This window comes from Acidimicrobiales bacterium (genome assembly GCA_040219515.1).
Lineage (GTDB): Bacteria > Actinomycetota > Acidimicrobiia > Acidimicrobiales > Aldehydirespiratoraceae > JAJRXC01.
On the sequence record JAVJSI010000014.1, the window covers coordinates 81073 to 103492 of the forward strand.

22 protein-coding genes are annotated in these 22420 nt (G+C 67.3%); 11 read left to right on the forward strand and 11 right to left on the reverse strand.

Going from position 1 to position 22420, the window contains the following annotated elements; translation table 11 throughout:
• Positions 1 to 7 precede the first annotated feature (7 nt).
• Positions 8 to 1609: a cation:proton antiporter gene (locus RIB98_13745; protein MEQ8842039.1), complete on the forward strand. Its 1602-nt coding sequence runs from the start codon at positions 8 to 10 to the stop codon at positions 1607 to 1609.
• Positions 1610 to 1947: 338 nt separating this feature from the next.
• Positions 1948 to 2361 (forward strand): helix-turn-helix domain-containing protein, encoded by a 414-nt coding sequence (locus RIB98_13750; GenBank protein ID MEQ8842040.1) that lies wholly within the window; start codon positions 1948 to 1950, stop codon positions 2359 to 2361.
• On the opposite strand, the gene RIB98_13755 is transcribed toward RIB98_13750, so the two are convergent.
• Together RIB98_13755 and RIB98_13760 are read right to left on the reverse strand one after the other, a co-directional pair.
• Positions 2347 to 2583, reverse strand: coding sequence for a hypothetical protein (locus RIB98_13755; GenBank protein ID MEQ8842041.1), 237 nt, complete (start codon positions 2581 to 2583; stop codon positions 2347 to 2349). The two genes, RIB98_13750 and RIB98_13755, sit on opposite strands and share 15 nt — an antisense overlap.
• On the reverse strand, positions 2580 to 3599 hold the full coding sequence (locus RIB98_13760; GenBank protein MEQ8842042.1) for an NAD(P)-dependent alcohol dehydrogenase: 1020 nt from the start codon (positions 3597 to 3599) through the stop codon (positions 2580 to 2582). The genes RIB98_13755 and RIB98_13760 overlap by 4 nt, the downstream gene beginning before the upstream one ends.
• Before the next feature lie 115 nt (positions 3600 to 3714).
• Here RIB98_13760 and RIB98_13765 point away from each other — a divergent pair, with 115 nt between their 5' ends.
• The 3 genes from RIB98_13765 (at position 3715) to RIB98_13775 (ending at position 7044) form a co-directional block, all read left to right on the forward strand.
• A complete protein-coding gene (locus RIB98_13765; GenBank protein ID MEQ8842043.1) occupies positions 3715 to 4383 on the forward strand; it encodes a TetR/AcrR family transcriptional regulator in 669 nt (222 codons plus the stop codon).
• Between the two features lie 182 nt (positions 4384 to 4565).
• A complete protein-coding gene (locus tag RIB98_13770) occupies positions 4566 to 5516 on the forward strand; it encodes an alpha/beta hydrolase (protein ID MEQ8842044.1) in 951 nt (316 codons plus the stop codon).
• A 220-nt stretch (positions 5517 to 5736) separates the two neighbouring features.
• Positions 5737 to 7044, forward strand: a complete 1308-nt coding sequence (locus RIB98_13775; protein MEQ8842045.1) for a hemolysin family protein — start codon at positions 5737 to 5739, stop codon at positions 7042 to 7044.
• A 68-nt stretch (positions 7045 to 7112) separates the two neighbouring features.
• Here RIB98_13775 and RIB98_13780 read toward each other — a convergent pair whose 3' ends face one another.
• Positions 7113 to 9299, reverse strand: coding sequence for a LuxR C-terminal-related transcriptional regulator (locus RIB98_13780; GenBank protein ID MEQ8842046.1), 2187 nt, complete (start codon positions 9297 to 9299; stop codon positions 7113 to 7115).
• A gap of 118 nt (positions 9300 to 9417) precedes the next feature.
• Here RIB98_13780 and RIB98_13785 point away from each other — a divergent pair, with 118 nt between their 5' ends.
• Together RIB98_13785 and RIB98_13790 are read left to right on the forward strand one after the other, a co-directional pair.
• Positions 9418 to 9681, forward strand: coding sequence for a hypothetical protein (locus RIB98_13785; GenBank protein MEQ8842047.1), 264 nt, complete (start codon positions 9418 to 9420; stop codon positions 9679 to 9681).
• A complete protein-coding gene (locus RIB98_13790; protein ID MEQ8842048.1) occupies positions 9678 to 10397 on the forward strand; it encodes a DUF4386 family protein in 720 nt (239 codons plus the stop codon). Before RIB98_13785 ends, RIB98_13790 begins: the two co-directional genes overlap by 4 nt.
• 86 nt (positions 10398 to 10483) lie before the next feature.
• On the opposite strand, the gene RIB98_13795 is transcribed toward RIB98_13790, so the two are convergent.
• Together RIB98_13795 and RIB98_13800 are read right to left on the reverse strand one after the other, a co-directional pair.
• The gene (locus RIB98_13795; GenBank protein ID MEQ8842049.1) at positions 10484 to 11665 is read right to left on the reverse strand and encodes a DUF418 domain-containing protein; all 1182 of its coding nucleotides are present in this window, start codon (positions 11663 to 11665) and stop codon (positions 10484 to 10486) included.
• A complete protein-coding gene (locus RIB98_13800) occupies positions 11662 to 11838 on the reverse strand; it encodes a hypothetical protein (GenBank protein MEQ8842050.1) in 177 nt (58 codons plus the stop codon). The genes RIB98_13795 and RIB98_13800 overlap by 4 nt, the downstream gene beginning before the upstream one ends.
• A 176-nt stretch (positions 11839 to 12014) precedes the next feature.
• Here RIB98_13800 and RIB98_13805 point away from each other — a divergent pair, with 176 nt between their 5' ends.
• From RIB98_13805 to RIB98_13815, 3 genes are all read left to right on the forward strand, one after another.
• A complete protein-coding gene (locus tag RIB98_13805) occupies positions 12015 to 13013 on the forward strand; it encodes a histidine kinase (protein MEQ8842051.1) in 999 nt (332 codons plus the stop codon).
• Positions 13010 to 13642 carry a response regulator transcription factor gene (locus RIB98_13810; GenBank protein MEQ8842052.1) on the forward strand — a complete coding sequence of 211 codons (633 nt, stop codon included), beginning with the start codon at positions 13010 to 13012 and terminating at the stop codon, positions 13640 to 13642. Before RIB98_13805 ends, RIB98_13810 begins: the two co-directional genes overlap by 4 nt.
• A gap of 130 nt (positions 13643 to 13772) precedes the next feature.
• On the forward strand, positions 13773 to 13949 hold the full coding sequence (locus RIB98_13815; protein MEQ8842053.1) for a hypothetical protein: 177 nt from the start codon (positions 13773 to 13775) through the stop codon (positions 13947 to 13949).
• A gap of 302 nt (positions 13950 to 14251) precedes the next feature.
• Here RIB98_13815 and RIB98_13820 read toward each other — a convergent pair whose 3' ends face one another.
• The 6 genes from RIB98_13820 to RIB98_13845 all read right to left on the reverse strand — a co-directional run bounded on the left by RIB98_13820 (position 14252) and on the right by RIB98_13845 (position 21342).
• Positions 14252 to 14782: a DUF1772 domain-containing protein gene (locus RIB98_13820; protein MEQ8842054.1), complete on the reverse strand. Its 531-nt coding sequence runs from the start codon at positions 14780 to 14782 to the stop codon at positions 14252 to 14254.
• 206 nt (positions 14783 to 14988) lie between these two features.
• A complete protein-coding gene (locus RIB98_13825) occupies positions 14989 to 16200 on the reverse strand; it encodes an amidohydrolase family protein (protein MEQ8842055.1) in 1212 nt (403 codons plus the stop codon).
• A 151-nt stretch (positions 16201 to 16351) separates the two neighbouring features.
• On the reverse strand, positions 16352 to 17680 hold the full coding sequence (locus RIB98_13830) for an MFS transporter (GenBank protein MEQ8842056.1): 1329 nt from the start codon (positions 17678 to 17680) through the stop codon (positions 16352 to 16354).
• Between the two features lie 149 nt (positions 17681 to 17829).
• Positions 17830 to 18615: a PQQ-binding-like beta-propeller repeat protein gene (locus tag RIB98_13835; protein MEQ8842057.1), complete on the reverse strand. Its 786-nt coding sequence runs from the start codon at positions 18613 to 18615 to the stop codon at positions 17830 to 17832.
• 886 nt (positions 18616 to 19501) lie between these two features.
• The gene (locus RIB98_13840) at positions 19502 to 20314 is read right to left on the reverse strand and encodes an ABC transporter permease (GenBank protein MEQ8842058.1); all 813 of its coding nucleotides are present in this window, start codon (positions 20312 to 20314) and stop codon (positions 19502 to 19504) included.
• The gene (locus tag RIB98_13845; GenBank protein ID MEQ8842059.1) at positions 20311 to 21342 is read right to left on the reverse strand and encodes an ATP-binding cassette domain-containing protein; all 1032 of its coding nucleotides are present in this window, start codon (positions 21340 to 21342) and stop codon (positions 20311 to 20313) included. The genes RIB98_13840 and RIB98_13845 overlap by 4 nt, the downstream gene beginning before the upstream one ends.
• An 83-nt stretch (positions 21343 to 21425) precedes the next feature.
• Here RIB98_13845 and RIB98_13850 point away from each other — a divergent pair, with 83 nt between their 5' ends.
• On the forward strand, positions 21426 to 22409 hold the full coding sequence (locus RIB98_13850) for a YafY family protein (GenBank protein ID MEQ8842060.1): 984 nt from the start codon (positions 21426 to 21428) through the stop codon (positions 22407 to 22409).
• Positions 22410 to 22420: the final 11 nt, after the last annotated feature.

The following is a 22420-nucleotide window of genomic DNA, read 5'->3' on the forward strand; positions in this document are numbered from 1 at the left end:
CAGCAACGTGGAGCCTGCTTTTCTCATTGCGGCATTCGGGGCGGGATTCGTGGCCCACCGGGTCCGGCTCCCGCCTCTGGTCGGCTACCTGGTGGCCGGTTTCGTTCTCCATGGCCTGGGCTACGAGACCTCCGCGGCGATCGAGGAGATCAGCGACCTCGGTGTGCTGCTCCTGTTGTTCGCGATCGGTCTCAAGCTGAAGCTCTCCACCCTCGGACAGCCCGTGGTCTGGGCGGGGGCGAGCCTGCACATGGCGGTGACAACCGGGTTGATCGGCGGACTGTTCCTCGCGCTGGGCTCGGTCGGCCTACCCCTGGCCTCCGGCATCGGCGTCGCCGAAGCCGCGTTGGTCGGCTTCGCGTTCTCGTTCTCGAGCACGGTGTTCGCGGTCAAGGCCTTGGATGAACGCAACGAGTCGACCTCGCTCCAAGGGCGGATCGCCATCGGCGTCCTCGTCGTCCAGGACATCTTCGCCGTCGTCTTCCTCACGTTCGCAGTCGACGAGCCGCCGTCGTGGTGGGCGATCCCGGTGGTTGCCGGCGTCGTCGCGGCGAAGCCGGTCTACGACTGGGTGCTGGACCGCAGCGGTCGCGGGGAGCTCCAGGTCCTGTTCGGACTGACGTTGGCCCTTGCCGTGGGCGCCGAAGCATTCGAGCAGGTCGGCCTCAAGCCCGATCTCGGTGCCCTCGTCGTCGGTATTCGTCTTGCCTCCCATCCCCGCGCCGGGGAGCTGGCCGACAAGTTGTTGGGTTTCAAGGACATCTTGTTGGTCGGGTTCTTCTTGTCGATCGGTCTCGGTGGCGCGCCCGACGCAGGAGCGATCGGCGTGGCCGCGTTGGTTCTTCTGGTCGTTCCCTTGAAGGCATTCGGCTTCCTGTGGCTCGTGAGCCGCTTCCGTTTCCGGGTGCGAACCGCGTGGCACACGTCGTCAACGCTTGCGACCTTCAGTGAGTTCGGACTGATCGTGGCTGTGGTCGGCGTCGATCGAGAGCTGCTCGAGCCTCGCTGGACATCGGCCATCGCAGTGGCGGTCTCGGCGTCGTTCGCGATGGCGGCTCCGCTCAACTCGCTCCGATTCAGGCTCTACCGCCGGGTTGCGGGCCGACTCGAACGGCTCCAACGTTCTCCTACGCAGCCCGATGACGAATTGATCGAACCCGTCGACGCTCGTGTCCTGGTGTTCGGGATGGGTCGGGTTGGTGCCGGTGCCTACGATGGACTCGTCACCGCACGGGGACCGGTGGTGCTCGGCGTCGATCGGCGCGATGTCACGGTCGAACAGAACGTCGGACTCGGACGGGATGTGATTCGCGGCGACGTACTCGACTCGGAGTTCTGGGCAAGGCTCCAGCTCCACGCTGAAATCGACGTGGTGATCCTCGCGATGAGCGACCACGAGGCGAACCTGGAGGCGGTGCATCAGGTCCGTTCGTACCTGCCCGACGTCGCCGTTCTGGCCACCGCGCTGTTCGCCGACGAAGCGGTTGAGCTCGCCGACGCCGGGGCCGACGAGGTCCGCAACCTCTACGACGAGGTCGGACAGGGTCTCACCGATGACGCCGTGGCTCTACTCGGTCGCTTCGACGATCGACCCGATGACGAACACTGAAGTCGGTCCCACTCGGATCGATGGAGGCGTCGCCCGTCCCGACCAGCGGGCCAGATGAATCCAAGGGCACCTGATCTCTCGACAAAGAGAGTGGACGATGATCTGAGGTTCGGCCATCAGTCGTGGTGTGGTTCCTGGTGGTTGGGTTGGGTGGTGATGTCCTGGATGTCATCGGGGTCGGCGACCTCGACGAAGGCGTGAACGGGTTGATCGTTCGCGGCGGCGGCAAGAAAGTGCGACCTCGATCATCCCCGCCGCTCCCGGTGATCATCACTTGTGAAGTGCAAGGGCAACTACCTGGATCGCTCTGGAATCACAAGTAAGATGTTCGTATGTCGATGTCGCCTGCTTCCGAGCTGCGTTCGTCGTGTCCTGTTGCTGCGTCGCTCGATGTGCTCGGTGATCGATGGACCCTCGTCGTGCTGCGCGATCTCCTGATCGGCGGAATCACGCACTTCGCCGACTTCGCAGTCGACGAGTCGATCGCCACGAACACGCTCGCCGAGCGTCTGCAGCGCCTCCGGGATGCCGGCATCATCGCCCGGGTGCGAGATCCGGAGGATGGTCGTCGCTGGATCTACGTTCCGCGGCAGCCGGCGATCGAGTTGATCCCCGTCCTCGTCGACCTGTTGATCTGGGGCATCGCCAACACCGCGGCCGAGGTTCCGCCCGAGCAGGCCGGCGCGGCCCGACATCGCGACGCGCTGATCGCCCAGATCACCGAACAGGTCACCCCCCTACTCGTCGACTGAAGGGCTATCCGCTACCGCCGTGTCAACGGCACGCCTGGTGGACCGTCGGTGCAGCGACATCGGGGCGAGCGCGGTGGCCATCCACATGGCGAGGGGCCACACGACGTCGCCGCGGTCGATGATGACCGCGGCCCAGATGATCGATGCCGTGACGAAGCCGATCTCGGGGAGGTGGCGCCGGAGTGGACCGGCTGTCGCGACGGTGCCGGCGCCGGGCGTCATGGTCTGACCTTGATGGCGGTCTTGGCCGTGAGGGTGCCGGCTTCCATCGCCGCGATCGCCGAAGGGACGCCATCGAGGTCGAACTGTTGGCCGATGGCGGCGGTGACATTGCCGTTGGCGAGATGCTCGGCGAGCGGCTCGATGAACTCGAGCGATTCGCTGCTCACGAAGAAGGTGAGTCGTTGCGTGACGAACGGTGACAGCAGCGCGGCGCGAAGTTGGCGTCCGATGCCGCCGGTGAGCCGGTCGCCGTCCTCGCCGCCGACGATGACGAGGGTGCCCGTCGGTCTGAGTGCCCGTCGGAGTCGGGAGAGCTTGTTGCGACCGCCGGTGTCGATGACGAGGTCGTATTGGTGCTCGCCTTCGTCGATCTGCTGTCGGCTGTAGTCGACGACGTGATCGGCGCCGAGCGCGCGGACGGCGTCGAGCTTGGCGGGGCTCGCCACACCCGTGACCGTGGCGCCGAGCGCCTTGGCCAACTGCACGGCGAACGAGCCGACCCCGCCCGACGCGCCGATGACCAGGACGTGTTGACCCGGCTCGAGTCGGCCGACGGTGGTCAGGGCCTGGAGCGCGGCGATGCCCGAGATCGTCGACACCGCGGCTTGTTCGAACGTGACGCCGTCGGGCTTGTGGGTCAGCTTCGTCTCCTTGGCGGTGGCGTACTCGGCGAAGGTGCCGGCGCCGATGCCGAAAACATCGTCGCCCACGGAGAAACGGGTGACGTCACGGCCGATCTCGACGACGCGGCCGGCGACGTCCATGCCCGGCACCGGGTTCTTGGGCTTGGTGAGGCCGTAGCCCATGATCCGGATCAGGTAGGGCATGCCCGTCATCAGGTGCCAGACGCCACGGTCGAGGCCGGCCGCCTCCACCTCGATCAGGACCTCGTCGTGGGCGATGTTCGGCCGGTCGATCGTGGTGACATCGAGGACGTCGCTCGAGCCGTAGGTGCCTTGGGTGACGGCTCGCATCGTGGTGCGGTTCCCGCGTGGTTCGGTTGATGTCTCGTTCATGGTCTGCATGGTCGTCATCTGGGTCTTCCATCTTCGTTGTCGTACTTTGTACTACTGCTTGCACACCGTAATCGTACTAAGTACTGTTGGCAACCGATTCTTCCGAGGAGACGCGATGGCATCGCCGGATGCGACGAAGACCGACACGAAGCGACAACGGCTCAGCGCCGATCGGATCCTCGACGGCGCGGTCGCGCTCGCGGACCTGATCGGCGCGGACGCATTGACGATCCGCAAGCTCGCCGACGCACTCGAGACCAAGCCGATGACGATCTACCACCACGTTCCGAACAAGGACGCGATCCTCGACGGCATGGTCGATCGGGTGTTCGCCGAGATCGACCGACCACCCGTCGATCTCGAATGGAAGCCGGCCATCCGTCATCGTTGTCTGTCGGCCCGCGAGATCCTGAGCCACCACCCGTGGGCCGTGCCCCTCATGGAGTCCCGGACCAACCCCGGACCGGAGACACTCCGTCATCACGACGCGGTACTCGGCTGCCTGCGGCGCGGCGGCCTCTCGCTGGAGATGACGGCGCACGCCTACGCTCTCGTCGACAGCTATGTCTACGGGTTCGCCCTCCAGGAGGCGAGTCTCCCGGCAACCGGCGGCGACGAGCTGGCCGACCTCGCCGGCACCCTCATCGAGCCGCTACCCGAGGGCGCCTTCCCGCACCTGACCGAGTTCACGACCGAGTTCGTGCTCCAACCCGGCTATGACTTCCGGGCGGAGTTCGAGTTCGGTCTCGACCTCGTCCTCGACGCACTCGAGCGTCTGGTCTGACGACTCGCCGTCGACTCCCGACATTGCGCATGACTTCCCCTGGCCTTTCGCCTCGCACGTCCACTGCGGGAGCTGGGAAGGCGATGCGTGGCTTCGTCGGACCTGTCAGTTGAGGACAGATACTGTCCGCATTGATTCGTAGGGTGCTTTCACATCACCGAGCATCAACGAAGGAGAACGCCATGTTCGACCCAACCGATTTTCCCGAGCCCACGATCATCTCTGTCAACGGGGTGGAACTCGAAGTGTTCGAAGCCGGTCGCGAGAACGCCGAACCCATCGTGTTGTGCCACGGTTGGCCGGAGCACGCCTTCTCGTGGCGTCACCAAATGCCCGCGCTCGCAGCAGCGGGCTACCACGTCATCGTTCCCAACCAGCGGGGCTACGGCAACTCATCGCGACCGACCGCGGTGACTGACTACGACATCGCACATCTGACGGGCGATCTTGTCGCTCTTCTCGATCACTTCGGATACGACACGGCAACGTTCGTCGGTCACGACTGGGGAGCGAACGTCGTGTGGAACATGGCACTACTGCACCCCGACCGGCTCGACGGTGTCATCAACCTGGCGCTGCCGTACCAAGAGCGCGGGGAGCAACCCTGGATCGAGATGATGGAACAGGTATTCGGCAGCGACTTCTACTTCGTCCACTTCAACCGGCAGCCGGGCGTTGCCGACGCGGTGCTGGACGAGAACACCTTCCAGTTCCTTCGCAACATGTACCGGAAGAACCAGCCGCTCGTCGCTCCGGATCCGGGAATGATGATGATCAACATCGCACAGGCCGAGGCCCCGGCGGGAGAGCCGGTCATGAGCGAGAACGAACTGGCTGTGTTCGTCTCCGCATTCGAAACGGCAGGGTTCTCCGGCAGCATCAATTGGTACCGGAACATGGACCGCAACTGGCACCTGTTGGCAGATGTCGACCCGATCGTACGAACGCCGGCACTCATGATCTATGGCGAGCAGGACCCGATCCCGAGGTCCGAACGTCTGTCCGAGTTCGTCCCCGCCGTGGACGAGATCAGCCTGGACTGCGGCCACTGGATCCAGCAAGAACTGCCGGACGAGACAACCCGAGCGATCCTGGACTGGCTGGAGCGAGGTTCTGACACCTCTCTTGTGTGAGCGGCCGCGCAGGGGCCGATGATGATCTGTGTCGGCACATCCGGCCAGCGGTCGAGCGACCACGGAGCCTCCTCGGGCCGGGGCCCCATGGGCGGGTTGGCGCTAGCCTTCAGGTCGATCGTCGTGAACACCGCACCGGATCCCCCGAGTACGACGCGAGCATCCCGTAGGCGGGTCCTCGCCCTTCCCGCGGGCCGGTTCGAAAGATGGCAGGGTGGCGATGTCTGACGTGTGGATCCAACTCGGGCTCGTGGGCGTGCTCGTGATCGTCAACGCGGCCTTCGCCGGCACCGAGCTGGCGTTGGTGTCGCTGCGCGAGGGGCAGCTGCAACGGCTGGAGAAGCAGTCCGGCACGGGGGCGGTGCTGGCGAAGCTGGCCCGCCAGCCGAACCAGTTCCTCGCAACCATCCAGATCGGCATCACTCTCGCGGGGTTCCTCGCGTCCGCCGCGGCCGCGGTCTCGCTCGCCGAGCCGTTGGAGGAGCCGCTCGGGTTCCTCGGCGGCGGCGCCGGCCCCGCGTCGGTGGTGGTCGTCACACTCGTGCTGGCGTATTTCACGCTGGTGTTCGGGGAGTTGGCACCGAAGCGGGTCGCCATGCAGAAGGCGGAGCGCTGGGGTCTGCTGATGGCCCGGCCGCTCGCGGTCCTGTCGAAGCTGACCCGCCCGGCGGTGTGGCTGCTGTCGCATTCGACCGACATCGCGGTGCGGTTGATGGGGGCCGATCCGACCGTGCAGCGCGAGGAGGTCTCGGAGGAGGAGCTGCGCGACATGGTCGCGGTGCAGCCGACGTTCACGACGGAGCAGCGACAGATCATCGATGGCGCGTTCGAGATCGCCGAACGCACCCTCGACGAGATCCTCGTCCCTCGAAGGGACGTGTTCGTCGTCGACGACGCTTGGCCGTGCCGCGACGCGCTCGTGAGACTCGCCGCGTCAGGTCACAGCCGGGCCCCAGTGGGGGCGGGTGGCGGACTCGACCACGTGACCGGGATGGTGCATCTGAGGCAACTGCTCGATGCCGGCGACGAACCGGTGTCGGCGGTGGTGATGGAGATCCCGATGTTCCCCGACTCGGCCAAGGCGCTCCGTGTGCTGCGGCAGATGCAGACACGTCGCGTCCAGATGGCGTTGGTGGTCGATGAACATGGGGGTGCTGCCGGAATCGTGACCGTCGAGGACCTGGTGGAGGAGCTCGTCGGCGAGATCTACGACGAAACGGACCCCGATCTCGCCACCGTCGTCCACGAAGCCGACGGCACGATCGTCCTGCCCGGCCGTTTCCCGATCCACGATCTGCCCGACATCGATGTCGACGTGCCCGGCGGGGAGTACACGACGATCGCCGGCCTCGTGCTGGACCGACTCGGCTCGATCCCCGCACCGGGGGACGAGACCACCGTCGACGGTTGGCGCCTCACCGTGCGAGCCATGCGCGGCCACGCCATCACCGAGGTCGCGCTGTTGTCGACCGCGGAACCGTCCACCGAAGCGGAGCCGCTCATCGAGCCACCCGAGGACGATCGGTAGTGAACGTCCGGCTCTGACCATGCGCAGGTGCGCTCCGCGTCCGGTTCCGGTCCGGTCGGTTCGAACCGCTACAGCAGGTCGACGTCTCTGGCGGCCTGGACGGCGGCCTTGCGGTCGCCGACGCCGAGCTTGCGGTAGATCGCCTTGCAGTGGGTCTTCACGGTGTTGAGCGACACATAGAGCTCGTTGGCGATCTCGCGTTGCGACATGGGTGAGGGCAGATAGCGGAGCACGGCGACCTCACGCTCGGTCAGGTCCGCGACCAGGCCATCGGCCTTCGGTGCGGGGCCACCGAGCTGGTGTCGGGCCTCCACCCGGGCCAGGTACCGACCGACGATGCCGGGGTCCGCGCACTGGTCGACGAGCGACCGGGCTTCGCGGGCGAGCGCTGGTCCGTCGGCTTCGTCGAGCGCGCAGAGGACATCGGCCGCTCCGGCCAGAGCGTACGCGGCGGTCAGGCGGCCGGCGGCACCGCGCGCCAGTTCGACACCGCGCCGGGCCTGCGTCCGTGCGTCATCGGGATCAGCGGAGGTGCGGGCCAGCACGCTGCGGGCCACCGCGCTATGCCCGCCCTCGGGGGCGCCGTGGTGGGCTGTGGCCGCAATGGTCTTCCGTGCCGATCGGCGCGCGGCCTCGGTCTCGCCTGATTCCAGCGCAGCGACGGCGGCCATGCTCGGTGTGCCCGCCAATGCGAACTGGTCGCTGTGCTCGGCCGCAAGCCTGCCGGCCCGGGTCAGGATCGGCTCGGCGTCGTCGAAACGGCCTCCCCACACGAACGCCTGACCCAAAACGAGCGTCTGGGTGGCGTCGGTGACTTCCGGAGCCACCGCAGCGTCGGCGATGGCGCTGTCGACGTCGCCACGGTTCACGTGGATCAGCACTGCGAGGCCGGCGATCAACCCCGATGCGAACGCATCGGCCGGGCTGGTGGCTTCGAGCCTGCGCAGGTGCTGGAGCGAACGATCTGCTTCGTCCACGTTCCCCTGGACTGCGTGGATCCAGCCGAGCAGCACGGCACACCGCAAGTGGGTACTGACGGTGGTCCCCAAGCGCTCCAGATAGCCGCTCACGGTCTCCACCTGGCCCAGGTTCAGCAGATCCATGCTGTGCGCGGCGATGACGTCGGCGGCTGCGTCCAGGTCACCGGCCTCCAACAGGTGCTCGGCGGCGCGATCCAGGTCGCCGTGGTCTCGGTGCCACGCGCCGGCTCGACGATGCAGGTCGTCCAACTGCGTCGATGCCGATGCCTTCATGCGGAGCACGTCGTGCAGCAGGTGGTGATAGCGGTACCACTCGCTGGACCGGCCGAGCCCGACCACCAGCTGGTTGCGCGTTGCAAGCTCCTCGAGCCAGCCGGTGCCGTCGGTGGTTTCACACACCGCGTCGATCAGGGGTCCGCACATTCGATCCAGGACCGACGTTTGCAGGAGGCGGAGGCGGTCGTCGTCGGTGACGCCGGAGAGGAACTCGTCGGTGAGGTACTCGACGACGAGGCGGTCGTCGCCTTGGAATGATGCAACGAAGGCATCGCCGTCGGCGGCGGCTGCGAGTGACATGCCGGCGAGTACGAGTCCGGCGGCCCAGCCCTCGGTGCGTTCGCACAGAGCGTCGACCTGTTGGCTCGAGGGTGCGCCACCCCGCTGGGCGAGCAGCACGGAGGCGTCGCCCGGGGCGAACCGCAGGTCGGCAGCGCGAATCTCGGCCAGTTGACCTCTCACCCGCAGCCTCCCGAGTCGCACCGAAGGATCGAGCCGGGTGCACAGCACCAACGTGAACGTCGACGGGGACAACTCGATCAGATACTCGACGGCCTCGTCGATCACCGGGTTGGCGATGAGGTGGTAGTCGTCGATGACCAACAACGCCGGCGAGGTGTTCGCCAGTTCGTTCGTGAGCCGCTCGATGAGTGCAGTGGCGTCGGCCCCCGATCCGGGAATCGCCGCACCAGCGGCGTCCTCGAGGCCGGGAACGACCGCCTCGAGCGCGGCCACCACATGGCCCCAGAAGCGGGCCGGATCACCATCGGCCTTGTCAGCCTGGAGCCATGCGCAATCGCTCCGGTGCTGCTGCCACGCGGCGACCAACGTCGACTTGCCCGACCCCGCAGGTGCGCTCACCAATACGACACGGACCCCGTCATCGGAGGCCGCCTGATCGAGCCTCGCCTCGAGCTCGGGCCGAGCGGCGAACCGCGACGGTGGCGTCGGCGCAGTCATCTTCGTCGCCACCAACGTGAACGCCTCACCCGCCTCCATGACCCGATCCTACGACGGCGGCCGCACGGAATCCGATCCGACCCGCGGTGGATCTCACCCGGGTGAGATCGGCTGACGAGCGACGACGGCTCACCCTCCTCGAAGCAACGATGAGCCCATGAACGAGCCGACCACCTACGAGATCGTCATCCGTGGCCACGCCACCGACCGAATCCTCGGCTTCCTCAGCGACGACTTCACCATCGACCACCCGCAATCCGGGACAACGCAGCTCATCGGCGCGATCCGAGACCCGGCCCACCTCCACGGGGTCCTCGCCCACCTGACATCGGTCGCCATCGAGATCGTCAGCATCGCACCCGTCGATCCCGCCCAGCCCACACCCCTCCACCATCCAGCAAACCGAAAGGAACAGCAATGACCACGATCCACACCCCGCCGACACCCACGAGGCCCGGGCGGTATTCGGCCAAAGCCGGTGGTTTCGGCGCTCTCGTCGCCGCGACGACATTCATCTTCGGCATCGCACTCCTCGTCAGCAGTCTGAGCGACTACACCGAGGGCGACCCGACGCCGGCCGAGTCGGTCGAATTCCTCGTCGGGCACCAGGGCACGTTGTTCGCCTGGTATCTGGTGATCTTCCTGGTGTTCGGCGCAGCCATCATCCCGCTGGCCCGTGCGCTGCACGCCCGCCTCGCCGACGTCAGCCCGCTTCTTGCCGACGCCAGCGCCGTGTTCGCCTACATCTGGGCCGGCCTGATGTTCGCCACCGGCATGATCTCCAACATCGGCATCACCGCCGTCGCCGACCTCGACGAGACAGACCCCGCAGCTGCCGAGACGCTGTGGTCGAGCATCGACGCCGTCACCGAGGGGCTCGGCGGCGGCAACGAACTCGTCGGCGGCATGTGGATCCTGCTGGTCAGCCTCGCCGCTTGGGGCAGCCGCCGCCTCCCCACCGGGATGAATGTCATCGGCGTCGCCAGCGGCGCCGCGGGCCTCATCACCCTCGTGCCCGGCTTGTCCGACGTCGGCATAGTCTTCGGGCTCGGCTCGATCGTCTGGTTCGCCTGGGCCGGCATCGTCCTGCTCCGGGCCAGCTCCGACCGCGCGACGCGGATGGACGCGGCCCGATGATCACCGTCGATGGTCGACCTCCGCAGGAGAAGCGGGTGGGTGTTGGGGGTGCCGATCGGCTCGGTCTCGATCTCGCCCCATCAGGCTCAGGTCGGCATCAGCGCCCGTCTGCGTGGCCTGCGCAGCGGCTGCCATGATCGGTAGGTACCGCATCGCCACGCCCATTCGAACGGGCCGTAGCGGAAGCGTTCGAGCCACCAGGTCGACCACCAGAGCTGGAGGGCCCAGACGGCGAGGATCCAGACCGCGATCATGGTGCGGGTGAGGTCGACCCCGCCGAGCAGCCAACCGAGCGTGGCGAGACCGACGAAGGTCTGGGTCAGGTAGTTGGTGAGCGCCATGCGGCCCGCGTTGCGGAAGCGTTCGAGGTGGCGGCTGCCGCTGCGGTTCCACAGGATGATGGCGGCCATGTAGCCGAGCGCCATGGGGATGGTGCCGAGCCCGGTGGGGATGGTGCCCGTGAGGGCGTGGTCGGCGGACCAGTCGGTGGCGATGTGGATCGTCGAGCCGACAGCGGTGACCGCGGCGCCGGCGCCGATGCCCCACCGCGCGAGGTGTCGGTAGTAGGCGTTGTCGCGTTCGCCCTGAACGATGCAGAGCCGGTAGAGGGCGACGCCGATGAGCATGAGACCGAGTGCTCGGCCGCCGGCATTGAGCAGGAACCAGTCCTGCACGTCGGTGGACTTCGCTCCGGCACCGGCGAACCAATAGTCGCCGAGTTCGGTGCCATCTGCGCCGATCGTCGCCTGGACGAACGGCGCCAGAGCGGCGCCCGCGAGGGCGAGTACGACTCCGGCGCCCGCGAGGAGGCGGGCGGGGAGTTTGCGCACGAGGAGCACGATCGGAGCACACATCGCGTAGAGCACGAGGATGTCGCCGAACCACAGCGCCGCGTGGGCCACCCCGACCCCGAGGAGCAGGGCGAAGCGCCACAGGCTGAGCCACACCACGCGCCGGTTCTTGGCTGCAGCTCGCTCGGCGAAGATGACGACGCCGACACCGAACAGCAGTGAGAACAGCGCCATCATCTTCTGGTCCACGAAGACCATCGTGAGGATGCCGATGATCCAATCGAGCGGTTGTTCGACTCCATCGGCGGACACGTTGAAGTAGGCGGTGTCGGCGAGGCCGAAGACCAATGCGTTCATCGGCAGGATTCCCAGGATGGCGACACCACGGATCAGGTCGAGCGACGTGATCCGCTCCGCGTTGGTGGTCGGTCCCGACGCGGGGCGAGCGACGGCGTGTGCGTGCCGGGATCGCCTCAACGTTTCGCCTGCCGAGCGATGCCGATGGCAGGGAAGGTCCCGCCGAGCACGCCCATCATCCACCACATGCCGGTTCCGGCGCCGATGGCGACGCCCACTACGACCCCGAGGAGGCCGAACAGGAACGGTGTCTGCCAGGCGGGTTGGTGCGTCTGCTCGCTCTGGTTGGTCATGGTGGAGGTCCTCTCGGTGTTCGCCATGGACGGGTTCCGCGGCGAGATGTGACCAGTGTCGGGCGAGCGCGCGGCGTAGTCGTCTGCCTGGGAACTGATCGGAGTCATCTTCCGAGCCAGCTCGGATCATCCCGGCGACCGATGCGGCGTCGTGCTGTGTCTGGGAGGATTCGACGATGGCTTCCGACCGGGCGATCGACGAAATGCCCGCTGATCGGCGGCGGCGTCGGTGGACGCGCGGGCTGGTGGTCGTCGGGCTCGTCATCTGGTCATCCGGCATCGCAATGTGGGAGCTGTCGTGGATCGGAGGCCTGGCCGCGAGCCTCATCGGCGGTGGAATGCTGAGCTACGGACTGAGCGCGCTGGCGCAGGGCCCCCGCGATGCCACTTCGCCGGTGTGGACAGTGACAGTCCCGGTGGCGATCTCCTTGGTGCTGATCAGCCAGGGCGTCGGCCGGTCCGACTTCGAGGCGCGGGTGATGCTCGTCGGGCTCGGCACGCTCGGCATGATCCTCGTCTTCCTGCGGATTCTCGATGATCGGCTGGCGATCGAACGTGAGCTCGCCGAGCACACGCTGGCCGACGAGCGTCGCCGACTCGCCGGGGAGGTCCACGACGTCGTCGGGCACACGCTGTCGGCGTCGATGTTGCACACGGCGGCGGCTCGGCTGTCGGTGCGCTCGGATCCCGACGCCGCGATCGCGTCGTTGGAACGCGCCGAGCAACAGGGGCGCCGGTCGATGGACGACATCCGCAGTGTCGTGCGGCTCCTGCGCGACGACCCCGGCACCGCACCGCCGACACCGTTGGCCGGTGAGCTGCCGGAGCTGGTGGAGAGCTTTCGCACCGCCGGGGCCGACATCGCCTACACCGCCAGCGGGGGCCTCGACGACGTGCCCGCCCCGACCGCGCTGACCGTCTACCGGGTGGTGCAGGAGGGGCTGACCAACGCCGTACGCCATGGCACGGGAACGGTCGGTGTCACCGTCGAGGTGGCCGGAACCGACGTCGGCGTCGAGATCGTCAACGATTGCTACGTTCGCCGCCCGGCCACGACGCCGGGGAGTGGACTCGTCGGCATGCGCGAGCGGGTCAACGCCATCGGCGGAACGCTGGAGGCCAGCGGTTCCGGCGGCGATGGACGGTGGGTACTGCGGGCCAGGATCCCGACATGATTCGCGTGTTGCTGGTCGACGACCAGGAGGTCATTCGCGAAGGCTTGCGGAGTCTGATCGCCACCGACCCTGAGCTCACGGTCGTGGGCGAGTGCGCCGACGGTGACGAAGTGGTCGAGCTGATCGAGCGGTGCTCCCCCGATGTCGTCGTGATGGACATCCGCATGAAACGCGTCGACGGTGCCACCGCAACCGCGAACGTGCGCGCCACCGGCGGCCCGCCGGTCCTGGTGCTGTCCACGTTCGACGACGACGACACGCTGGCCGCCGCACTTCGGGCCGGCGCCGCCGGGTTCGTGCTGAAGTCCGCCCCGGGTGAGGACATCCTGCGTGCCCTCGCCGCCGTCGCCGCGGGCGATGCCTGGATCGACCCGCATGTGGCGGGCCGGGTGCTCGATGCCTATCGGGACCAGACGCCCCGAGAGCCGATCGACCTCTCGGTGCTCACCGACAGGGAACTCGACGTGCTCAAGGTGGTCGGGCGCGGGTTCAACAACCGCGAAGCGGCCGCCGAGTTGTTCGTCAGCGAAGCGACCATCAAGACCCATCTCAGCCGCGCGCTCACCAAGCTGGGCCTACGCGACCGCAGCGCCGCCATCGTGTTCGCCCACGACCATCACATCCGGTAGATCTCGGCGTACAAGGTCTCGAGGAAGGCGGCGGCGGGGTCGGCTCGGCTACTTCTCCGGGGCGACGAAGGGGGCTGTTTCGTAGAACGACTCGTCCTGGACGGCGGCGAGGTTGAAGGCTCCGAGGTCGGTGAAGGTGATCGACGCGAAGCTCGGTTTCGGGCTGGCGACGAGCGTCGAGCGTGAGTCCTTCTCGGCGATTCTTCCCGGGCGGGTGACGGGGAGCCGTTGCTCGCAGGAGCGGCGGGATCGTGCCGTCCAGGTCGCGGGCGAAGATGACGGACTGGAACAGGAAGGCGGTGAGTGACGGTTCCGCGTCGAGGATCGGCCAGAGTCGCTGGACGAATCGGGTCATCATCCCTTTGTCGTATCCCTTGCCGTAGGTACCGCCTCCGCAGCAGATGACGTGCGTCGTCTCCTCCACGGTCGTCTGCAGCGCGGCGATGTTCTCGAAGTCTCCCTCGACGACGGTCAGGTCGGGGTGTTCGATGCCGATCCTGGTCAGGTTGCGGGCCATGCCCCGGACCGTATGGCCCTCATCGAGGGCGTGGCCGACCACTCGTCGTCCCGTGAGTCCGGTCGCCCCGAAGACGCCGATGGTCACACCGCTCATCTTGATGCTCCGCCGGTCAGGCCGGACGTGGCGGTGGGCTCTCGTTCGTGAGCGGCCGGAGACGGCAGCGCCTGCGCGGATTCGAGCGCGGTCCACAGCGCGGCGACGGCGCCGACGAGGCCCGCGAGCGTCCGCGGTACGTGCATGATCAGCCACCAGCGGAGCTCGGAAGTGACCTCGGCGTCGGTCTGGTCCAGGCCCCACAGACGGAAGTTGGCCGGGAGGTGGTAGACGGCGGTGATCGCTGATGCGATACCCAAGCCGGCGAACGCGATCAGCCAGCCTCTGCGCAGTCGAGGCACGTCCCAGTCCCGCTTCAGCAACCAGCCCACACCGATGAACGCGGGAACCAGTGTGACCACGACACAGGGCAGCAGCAGGATGAAGTTCGCTTCGAACCACACCGCGAATTCCTGCGGCTCGAGATCGAGCCAGTAGCGGCCGAGCGCGAGCCCGATCGTGAGCATGACCCCCGTGAACATCGCCGAGCCGACGACGGCAAGGCTCTGGTGGACGAATCGCTTCATGGTGCCTTCCGGGCGACAGACGATCGACCACCCGCCGCACTATCACTTGTGGATTGCAAGTGAGAGTACGGAGGTAGATGCTGGTTTGCAAGTGAAATCGAGCCGACGGCCGTGCCGCTCAAAACGGCGAACGTCCCAACGGGCGCGCCCTACCACGATTGAAGGCTCGCCGGGAACGAAACCCCCGAGCGGTCGGACCGGCAGGTTCAGCCGGCGTTGACCAGCAGCGCCCGGTTGGCGCCGTCGGGCAGCTCGGTGAGGGGCTCCTCGAGTTCGGCGACGGTCGGGCCGTACTCGGCCACCAGCGGTGCGAGTGCGTCGACGTCGAGGCCGTAGAGGTCGGCGGCGTTGAGGCCGAGAAGCCGACGCTTCTCCTCGACGGGGACATCGATCATCACCTGGCGGAGGTGCTCGCGGCTGAACGGCCCGGATCCCTCGTCGTGGGGGTAGTCGCTGCCCCACATGAACCGGCCCTCGGCCACGACGTCGCGCTTGGCCACGTCGGCCTTCGAGGGGAACGACGCGCCGAGCCACACGTTCTGCTTGAAGTACTCGCTGGCGAGCTTGGGCAGGCCGGCGCCCTCTTCGTACTTGAGTTCGCCGATCGAACCCTGACGCATGCTCCGGATGATGCCGTCGAGCTTGCGATTCGTGGTCTCGAACTGGCCGGAACCGGCTTCGGTGATCACGAACTTCATTGTCGGGAACTTCTCGAACACGCCGGCCAGCAGCATGTGTTCGTAGTTGCGTAGACCGTAGAAGCCCACCTCGGAGATCATGATCGCCTGGGTGGCCGGGTACTTGCCGTAGTTCGGCGAACCGGTGCCGCCGTGGAGGTGGACGGGCATGTCGAGATCGACCAGCGCCGCCCACAGGCGGTCGTACTCCGGGTCGTAGAGCGGCTTGACCCACTTCACGTCGGGGGCCACCGTCGGTAGGAGGACCCCGCCGCGCAGGTCGTTCTCCTTGATCCACTTCGCGTCCTCGATGGCATCGTCGATGTCGTTGAGGAAGATCTGGCCGATGCCGGCGCGCCGGTTGGGACGGCTCGCGCAGAAGTCGGCCATCCAACGGTTGTGGGCGTGGATGCCGGCCCGGCGGCGCTCGTACTCGTCGCCTTCCTTGGGTGGCCCGGCGAAGAGCACGAAGCCCGGGTAGAAGGGCGGCACCGTGTTCGGGAAGATGACCTCGCCGACGACGCCGTCGGCCAGCTGGTCGCGGTCGCGGCGCTCGTCGTCCCAGTTGCGAACCCGCAGGTCGTCGTCGCGCAGGTCCTTCCACGGGTTCTTGTACTTTCCGCGCCACGCGTCGAACTCGTCGCGCCATGCTTCGTCGAGGTACTCGCGGTACTGCTCGTGGCTGCCGCCGGCGTGGGAATCGGCAGTGATGACCGTGTAATTGGGCTCGGTGGTCGACATCGATCGTCCTTCGGTGCGCTCGCGTTGGTGCGGGGGTCGCTACCTCCATCGTCGCGCTCTGACGCCGCAGCGACAACACGAGGAGGACGAAAGACCCTGCTCGATGGTTGTCAAGACACGACGAATGGCAGCTGCCTCGTCGCCGTTTCGGTCACCGCCGCCGTTCACTGCGCCGATCGTGACGCACGCTGCCGAGGCGTCGATGTTGTCGGAGCCCGGCGATGGACAGGATCAGGCCGACGGCAGGGATGACGGTGGAGATCCAGAGCGCGGTGCGATAGCCGCCGGCGATCGAGTGGACCAGAGCGAAGAACGCCGGTCCGATAGCGCTGCCGATCACCATCGTGCTCATCTGAGCACCGGCGACCGCACCGAGATGTCGCCGCCCGAAGACCTTCGGGATCGCGGCGGATGTCAGTGCGGAGAAGCACCCCTGTGAGACACCCCAGGTCGTCACGGCGGCCACGGCGCCCCAGCCGGTATCGAGCAGACCGACCGTGGGATACATCACCAGCTGGGCGGCAGCCATCACTATTGCGACCGCGAACGGGGTCACGCGGTCGATCAACCAGCCGGTGAAGAGTGTGACCGGCACGCTGACGAACGCGATGGGAACGAAGATGCGAACGACCTCGGCGTCGGTCAGGCCGAGCTCCGACCCGAGGTCGACGATGTGGAACGTGATGGCCGTACTGGTCGACGCGAGGGCGGCAACCGGGATGGTCAAGGCCCAGAAGCGGACATCGCGGAGCGCCTCGAAACGGGTGGCGTCCTGCTCGGTCCCGATGACCGGCGCCGGGATGTGCTCGTCGAGTGGGGTCGCGCGGCCGCCGTCGATCGGGATGCCGGCCGCCTCGGGGCTCACCCGGTAGAGGACGACGATGATCGGGCCGACCACGGCCACCAGCACCACGGCCATGATTCGCCACGCGGTGCGGAATCCGTCGAGGTCGATCAGGGCGAGCAACAGCGCAGGGGTGGCGGCGAACGAGAAGCTGATGAACGCGCTCGAGAGCGAGGTCACGAGTCCACGCCGACGCTCGAACCACTGGGCGACCATGGTCCGCGAGGCCAGCGTGAGCAGACCCTGTCCGCTGAACCGGAGACATCCGAAGCCGATCGACATGACGACGACACCGACCCAGGTGCTCATCGGCCCGACCACACTCAGCCCGACCGTGGTCGTCGCCAGGCCGACCGTCGCCCCGAGTGCGACCACTCGAGACCCGTAGCGGTCGATCGCTCGGCCGCCCGCGCCGATGAGCAGGCCGCTCGACCCGGTTCCGACGAGATAGGCGATTGCGAGCTGGAGACGGGTCAGCCCGGTCGTCGTGATCAGATCATCGGTGAAGACGCTGACGCCGACGGTCTGCCCGGGCACCGACGCCATCGCACCGATCGTTCCGGCGATGACGACGACCCAGCCGTAGTAGAAGGGCACCCGTCGCGGGTCGAACGGTCGCGTTCCCGCGGCAGTCACGTCGACGCGGCCTCGGCCACCGAGGCGCGCTCGGCATCGAGTCGTTCCCTGCCCATCGAGACCGAGGCTACGGCGACGATCGTGCTCGGAACCCGCCCTCGGCTTCGTTGTGGTCGTAGCCCACGCTGACGGCCGGCCATCCTTCGGTGCTACTCAGCCCTGGTCGGGTCGGCGAACATGTGGACGCGGCCCTCTCGGGTACCGACGATGATGCGCCCGTCCCAGACGGCCGGGGTCGATTCGATGCAGCCACCGAGCTCGAGTTTCCACAGTTCGGGTGGGTCGACGGTCGGATCGCTGACGTCGTAGGCGTGGACCAATCCGGCGCAGTCGCCCTGGATGAGGACGTCGTCGACCACGACCTGTGAGCTCCAGATTGGCTGGCCGAACCGTTTCTCCCAGACGATGTCGCCGCTCCGTCGGTCGACGCCGAGGAGTCGGCCGGTGTTGGTCGAGGCGTAGACCATCGTGTCCGTGACTGCTGGGGTGGCCCACAGCCCGCCGGGCACGCCGTCCCGATCGGCGACGGACCAGACGATCGGGTCGTCGGGCGCAGTGGGGTCGATCTTGACGAGTTGGCCGACTTCCTTCGAGCGCTGGTTCTCCTTCTCGTACTCGACGGCGGCGTAGAGAAAGCCCTCGTCGTCGGCGACGATCGAGGCATCGGTGTCGTCGCCGAGCCAGAACCGGAACACCCGTTGGGGCTCGACACCGGTCGCCAGTCCCGTGATGTCCCAACCCTGCAACAAGCCGCCGGAATTCGCGAAGTAGACGGTGTTGCCGGTGACGGCGACCGAGTTCTCGATGGAGACGTTCGGGCCGTGGACCTCGAGGAGCTCCTCGTCCCACCGGGCGCGGCGAAGACCAGCTCCGGGTCGACCGTCGCGCGACCGTCGGCGTCGGTACCGCGATTGAGCTTGACGATGTGGAACCACGAGTTCTCGCCCCCCGCGAAGAGATGGTCGTCGATGACGAGCGGGGAACCGTCCCAGTCGTTGTTCCACCGGGGCTCCGCGACGGCGTTGGCGTTCAACGACCAGAGCTCGACCGGTTCGTCCCCCTCGAAGGAGATCACTCGTAGCAGGTTGTCGCGGGAGCCGACGTAGACGAACGGGTAGCCGTCCGGGTCGACGGTGACAGACCCCTTGATCAGGTCGCCGGTGAAGAACGGCGGCAGTAGTTCGTCGCCGGTGTCGGCATCGACGAAGTGCACGCCGAAGTCATAGGCGCCGAACACGCTCCACGTGACGCCGTCGCGTTCGAAGATCGTGGGCTGACCCGTCCAGCCTGTGCCACACCATTGGCGGGGACCGGTGCCGGGGTCGCTGATGCCACACATCGGCTCCGATGGGTAGGACCACGCGATCTCCGGCGCACGGGGCACGGGTCCCGACCCGTAGTAGGAGCGGGTCGGGTTGCCGCGGAAGGTCAACAACCCCTCGACCGCGTCGCCCCACGGCCGGCCGCTGCTTCGCGGATCGACCCACCCGTCGTACGGGGGCAGCGGCGCCAGGGTGGTGCTCGGTCGGCTCACCGCCGTCGATGTCGTCGGCGCCGTTGGATCGTCCGGATCGGCCGGCAGGTCATCGTCGTCGTCACGCCCGTCGACTTCCGCGATCTCGGAGTCCGAACGAGATTCCTGACGAGCCACGATCACGCCAATCGCCACGACGATGACGAAGAGCCCGCCGAACAGTTTGAGGGCTGCCGGATGCACTCAGCTCTCCCCGAATCGGAGCGATGCACGATGCATCGCCGCGGAAACGACACCGAGCCCGAAGCCTACGGCCGCCGACGCGAGGTGTCGCCTGCCCATCGGCCTCAGTTCTGGTCGACTCGGCCCCGCAGCGCCGCGAAGCACATGCTCATGCTGAGGACGGCGACGAGGCCGATGGCGAGCATGGTCTGACCCAGTTCGCTCCAGTCCCAGCCGTTGAAGGTGAGTGAGCGCAGCCCGTCGAGGATGTAGGTCACCGGGTTCAGGCCGGCGACGGTGTCGAGCCAGCCGGTGAGCTGATCGCGTGGGACGTAGGACGAGGTCAGGAACAGGAACGGGAAGAACAGCATGAAGCTGGAGTTCACCGCCGCCGGATTGCCCGTCTTGAGGGCGATGGCGTAGCCGAAGCCGGCGAAGGCCAGGCTCCAGAACGCCGCGATCGCGATGAACGCCAGGATGCCCAACGGGCCGGCCTCGAATCGCACGCCAAGAATGAACCCGAGCGCGAGGATCGGCAGGGTGAGCGCAGCGGCCACCGCGACGTCGGCCAGCATGTGGCCGACGAGGATCGACGTTCGCCGCACCGGGGTGAGCAGCATCCGGTCCACGTAGCGGTTCTGCACATCGAGCACCACCGCAGGTGCGCGGGAGACGCCGGTGACACCGAGCAGGATCGCCGTCGGCATCTGGAACGCGGTGTAGTCGAACCCGGCAGCCGCGCCCTCGGTGAGTCGTTCGAGCGTGGCGATGTTCACGACGAAGAAGAAGATGGCGATGAGCACGGGCGGGACGACCCCTTCGAGGTCGCGGGGCACGGCCCGCAGGGCGCGACCCGCCACGGTCATCGTGTCGCGGACGATGCCGCTCGGGCGGGCGAGCGTGTTGCTCGACGGTTGGCGGATGGTCGTGGTGGTCATCGGGCTTCCTCGTTGGTTTCGGTGGCGGTCTCGGTCTGGATACGGGTGCCGGTGAGCTCGAGGAACACGTCGTCGAGCGTGGTGGAGCGAAGGCTGAGTCCGGCGAAGTCGATGCCGGCGGCATCGAGGGCGATGGCCATCGGACCCACGGTCTTCGCGCCGTCGGCCGTGGCGATGCGCAACACCTGTTTGTCGGTGTCGATCGCATCGATCCCGGGAATGGCCAACAGGGCCTCGCGGGCGATCGTCAGATCACCGGGGATCTCGGCGAGCACGATGTCGCGCCCGACCTGTCGTTTCAATTCGGCGGGTGTGCCTTCGGCGACCAGGCCGCCGGCATTGATGATGCCGATGCGATGGGCGAGGGCATCGGCCTCTTCGAGGTACTGGGTCGTCAACATGATGGTCATGCCGAGCTGTTCGTTGAGGTTGCGAACCTCTTCCCAGACCCGGGCCCGGCTGGCCGGGTCGAGCCCGGTCGTCGGTTCGTCGAGGAACAGCACCTCGGGCTGATGGACCAGCGCAGCGGCGAGGTCGAGACGGCGGCGCATACCGCCCGAGTAGGTGTCGATGCGACGATCGAGTGCCTCGCCGATGTCGACCAGGCTCGTGAGCTCGCGCATACGCTTGTCGATCACCGTGTTCGTCAGGCCGTAGAAACGCCCTTGCAGCCGCAGGAGTTCGCGACCGGTCTGGCGGGGATCGAGGGAGATGTCCTGCAGCGCGGCACCGATGCGCAGGCGGACCTGCTGGGGGTCGTCGACGATGTCGTGGCCGGCGATCTCGGCGGTGCCGGAGGTCGGCGCGAGGAGGGTGCAGAGCATTCGTACCGTGGTGGACTTGCCGGCCCCGTTCGGACCGAGGAAGCCGTAGATCTCGCCGGGTGCGATGGCGAGATCGAGCCCGGACACGGCGTCGCCGGCATCGAAGGCGCGGGTCAGTCCGCGGGCGGCGATCGCCGGTCGATTCGGTGCTGCCGTCGGGGGTGGTGATTCGATCGGCGGACTCTGGGTGGCGGAGTGGGGCATCGATGTTCCTTTCAGGAGGTCGAGCACGAACATACGAAACGCTGCGGACAGAATCTGTCCGCAAGTTCTGACAAGCTGGGAAAATGCGGAAAGACCCCACCGGACGAGCACTGGAACTGCTCTCGCTGCTGCAGACCCACCGGTTGTGGCGGGGAGCCGAACTGGCCGAACGCCTCGAGGTCACCGAACGCACGGTGCGCCGCGACGTCGATCGGCTGCGCGAGCTCGGCTACCCGGTCGACGCCACGACCGGCGCCGACGGGGGCTACCGCCTCGCGGTGGGTGCCCATGTGCCGCCGCTCGTGCTCGACGACGACGAGGCAGTGGCTGTCGCGGTCGGGCTCCGCTATGCGGCCGGCGCGGCCATCGGCGGCATGGAGGAGACGTCGTTGCGGGCGTTGACCAAGATCGAGCAGTTGCTGCCCGACCGGCTGCGACGCCGCGTGTCGGCCCTGCACTCGAGCGTCACTTCGATGAGGTGGAGCGGTCGCGACGACGACATGGTCGACTCCGATGCGCTCAGCGTGCTCGCCGCCGCGTGCCGAGACCGGGAGGAAGTGCGATTCGACTACCGGCGTCGCGACGGGGAGGACAGTCGCCGTCTCGTCGAACCGCACCAGCTCGTCACGGCCGGTCGTCGATGGTACCTCGTGGCATGGGATCAGCGCCGTGCGGACTGGCGAACATTTCGGTTGGATCGGATGCTCGAGCCCCGACTGGCGGGTCGCCGATTCACGCCCCGCGAGATCCCCGGCGGCGACGCGGCGAGTTTCGTCGCGACGTCGCTCGGTTCGATACCCCGCAACATCGAGGTCCTCGTCGCCGTCGACGTCCCCTATGCGGAGATCGAGGATGTTCTCCGCTGGGTCGACCACACTCCCACCGAGACCGATGCGGATTCATGCGTCATCCGAGTGCGAGGCGACGACCCCGATTGGCTCACCATGTCGATCGCCCGCATCGCGCTGACCGGCCCGGTCGCCGTCCTCGAGCCGGGGTCCGTCGCGGATGCCGTGCGTCGCGTGGCCACCCACCTCGCCCCTGCGCGCTCACCGACACGAGAGTGACCTCGTGAATG

What these genes read in the sequence shown, in the direction of transcription:
- RIB98_13750 (MEQ8842040.1), top strand. Translation starts at nt 1,948, where the DNA reads ATGTCGCCTGCTTCCGAGCTGCGTTCGTCGTGTCCTGTTGCTGCGTCG.
- RIB98_13755 (MEQ8842041.1), bottom strand. Translation starts at nt 2,583, where the DNA reads ATGACGCCCGGCGCCGGCACCGTCGCGACAGCCGGTCCACTCCGGCGC.
- RIB98_13760 (MEQ8842042.1), bottom strand. Translation starts at nt 3,599, where the DNA reads ATGAACGAGACATCAACCGAACCACGCGGGAACCGCACCACGATGCGA.
- RIB98_13765 (MEQ8842043.1), top strand. Translation starts at nt 3,715, where the DNA reads ATGGCATCGCCGGATGCGACGAAGACCGACACGAAGCGACAACGGCTC.
- RIB98_13770 (MEQ8842044.1), top strand. Translation starts at nt 4,566, where the DNA reads ATGTTCGACCCAACCGATTTTCCCGAGCCCACGATCATCTCTGTCAAC.
- RIB98_13775 (MEQ8842045.1), top strand. Translation starts at nt 5,737, where the DNA reads ATGTCTGACGTGTGGATCCAACTCGGGCTCGTGGGCGTGCTCGTGATC.
- RIB98_13780 (MEQ8842046.1), bottom strand. Translation starts at nt 9,299, where the DNA reads ATGGAGGCGGGTGAGGCGTTCACGTTGGTGGCGACGAAGATGACTGCG.
- RIB98_13785 (MEQ8842047.1), top strand. Translation starts at nt 9,418, where the DNA reads ATGAACGAGCCGACCACCTACGAGATCGTCATCCGTGGCCACGCCACC.
- RIB98_13790 (MEQ8842048.1), top strand. Translation starts at nt 9,678, where the DNA reads ATGACCACGATCCACACCCCGCCGACACCCACGAGGCCCGGGCGGTAT.
- RIB98_13800 (MEQ8842050.1), bottom strand. Translation starts at nt 11,838, where the DNA reads ATGACCAACCAGAGCGAGCAGACGCACCAACCCGCCTGGCAGACACCG.
- RIB98_13805 (MEQ8842051.1), top strand. Translation starts at nt 12,015, where the DNA reads ATGGCTTCCGACCGGGCGATCGACGAAATGCCCGCTGATCGGCGGCGG.
- RIB98_13810 (MEQ8842052.1), top strand. Translation starts at nt 13,010, where the DNA reads ATGATTCGCGTGTTGCTGGTCGACGACCAGGAGGTCATTCGCGAAGGC.
- RIB98_13820 (MEQ8842054.1), bottom strand. Translation starts at nt 14,782, where the DNA reads ATGAAGCGATTCGTCCACCAGAGCCTTGCCGTCGTCGGCTCGGCGATG.
- RIB98_13825 (MEQ8842055.1), bottom strand. Translation starts at nt 16,200, where the DNA reads ATGTCGACCACCGAGCCCAATTACACGGTCATCACTGCCGATTCCCAC.
- RIB98_13840 (MEQ8842058.1), bottom strand. Translation starts at nt 20,314, where the DNA reads ATGACCACCACGACCATCCGCCAACCGTCGAGCAACACGCTCGCCCGC.
- RIB98_13845 (MEQ8842059.1), bottom strand. Translation starts at nt 21,342, where the DNA reads ATGCCCCACTCCGCCACCCAGAGTCCGCCGATCGAATCACCACCCCCG.
- RIB98_13850 (MEQ8842060.1), top strand. Translation starts at nt 21,426, where the DNA reads ATGCGGAAAGACCCCACCGGACGAGCACTGGAACTGCTCTCGCTGCTG.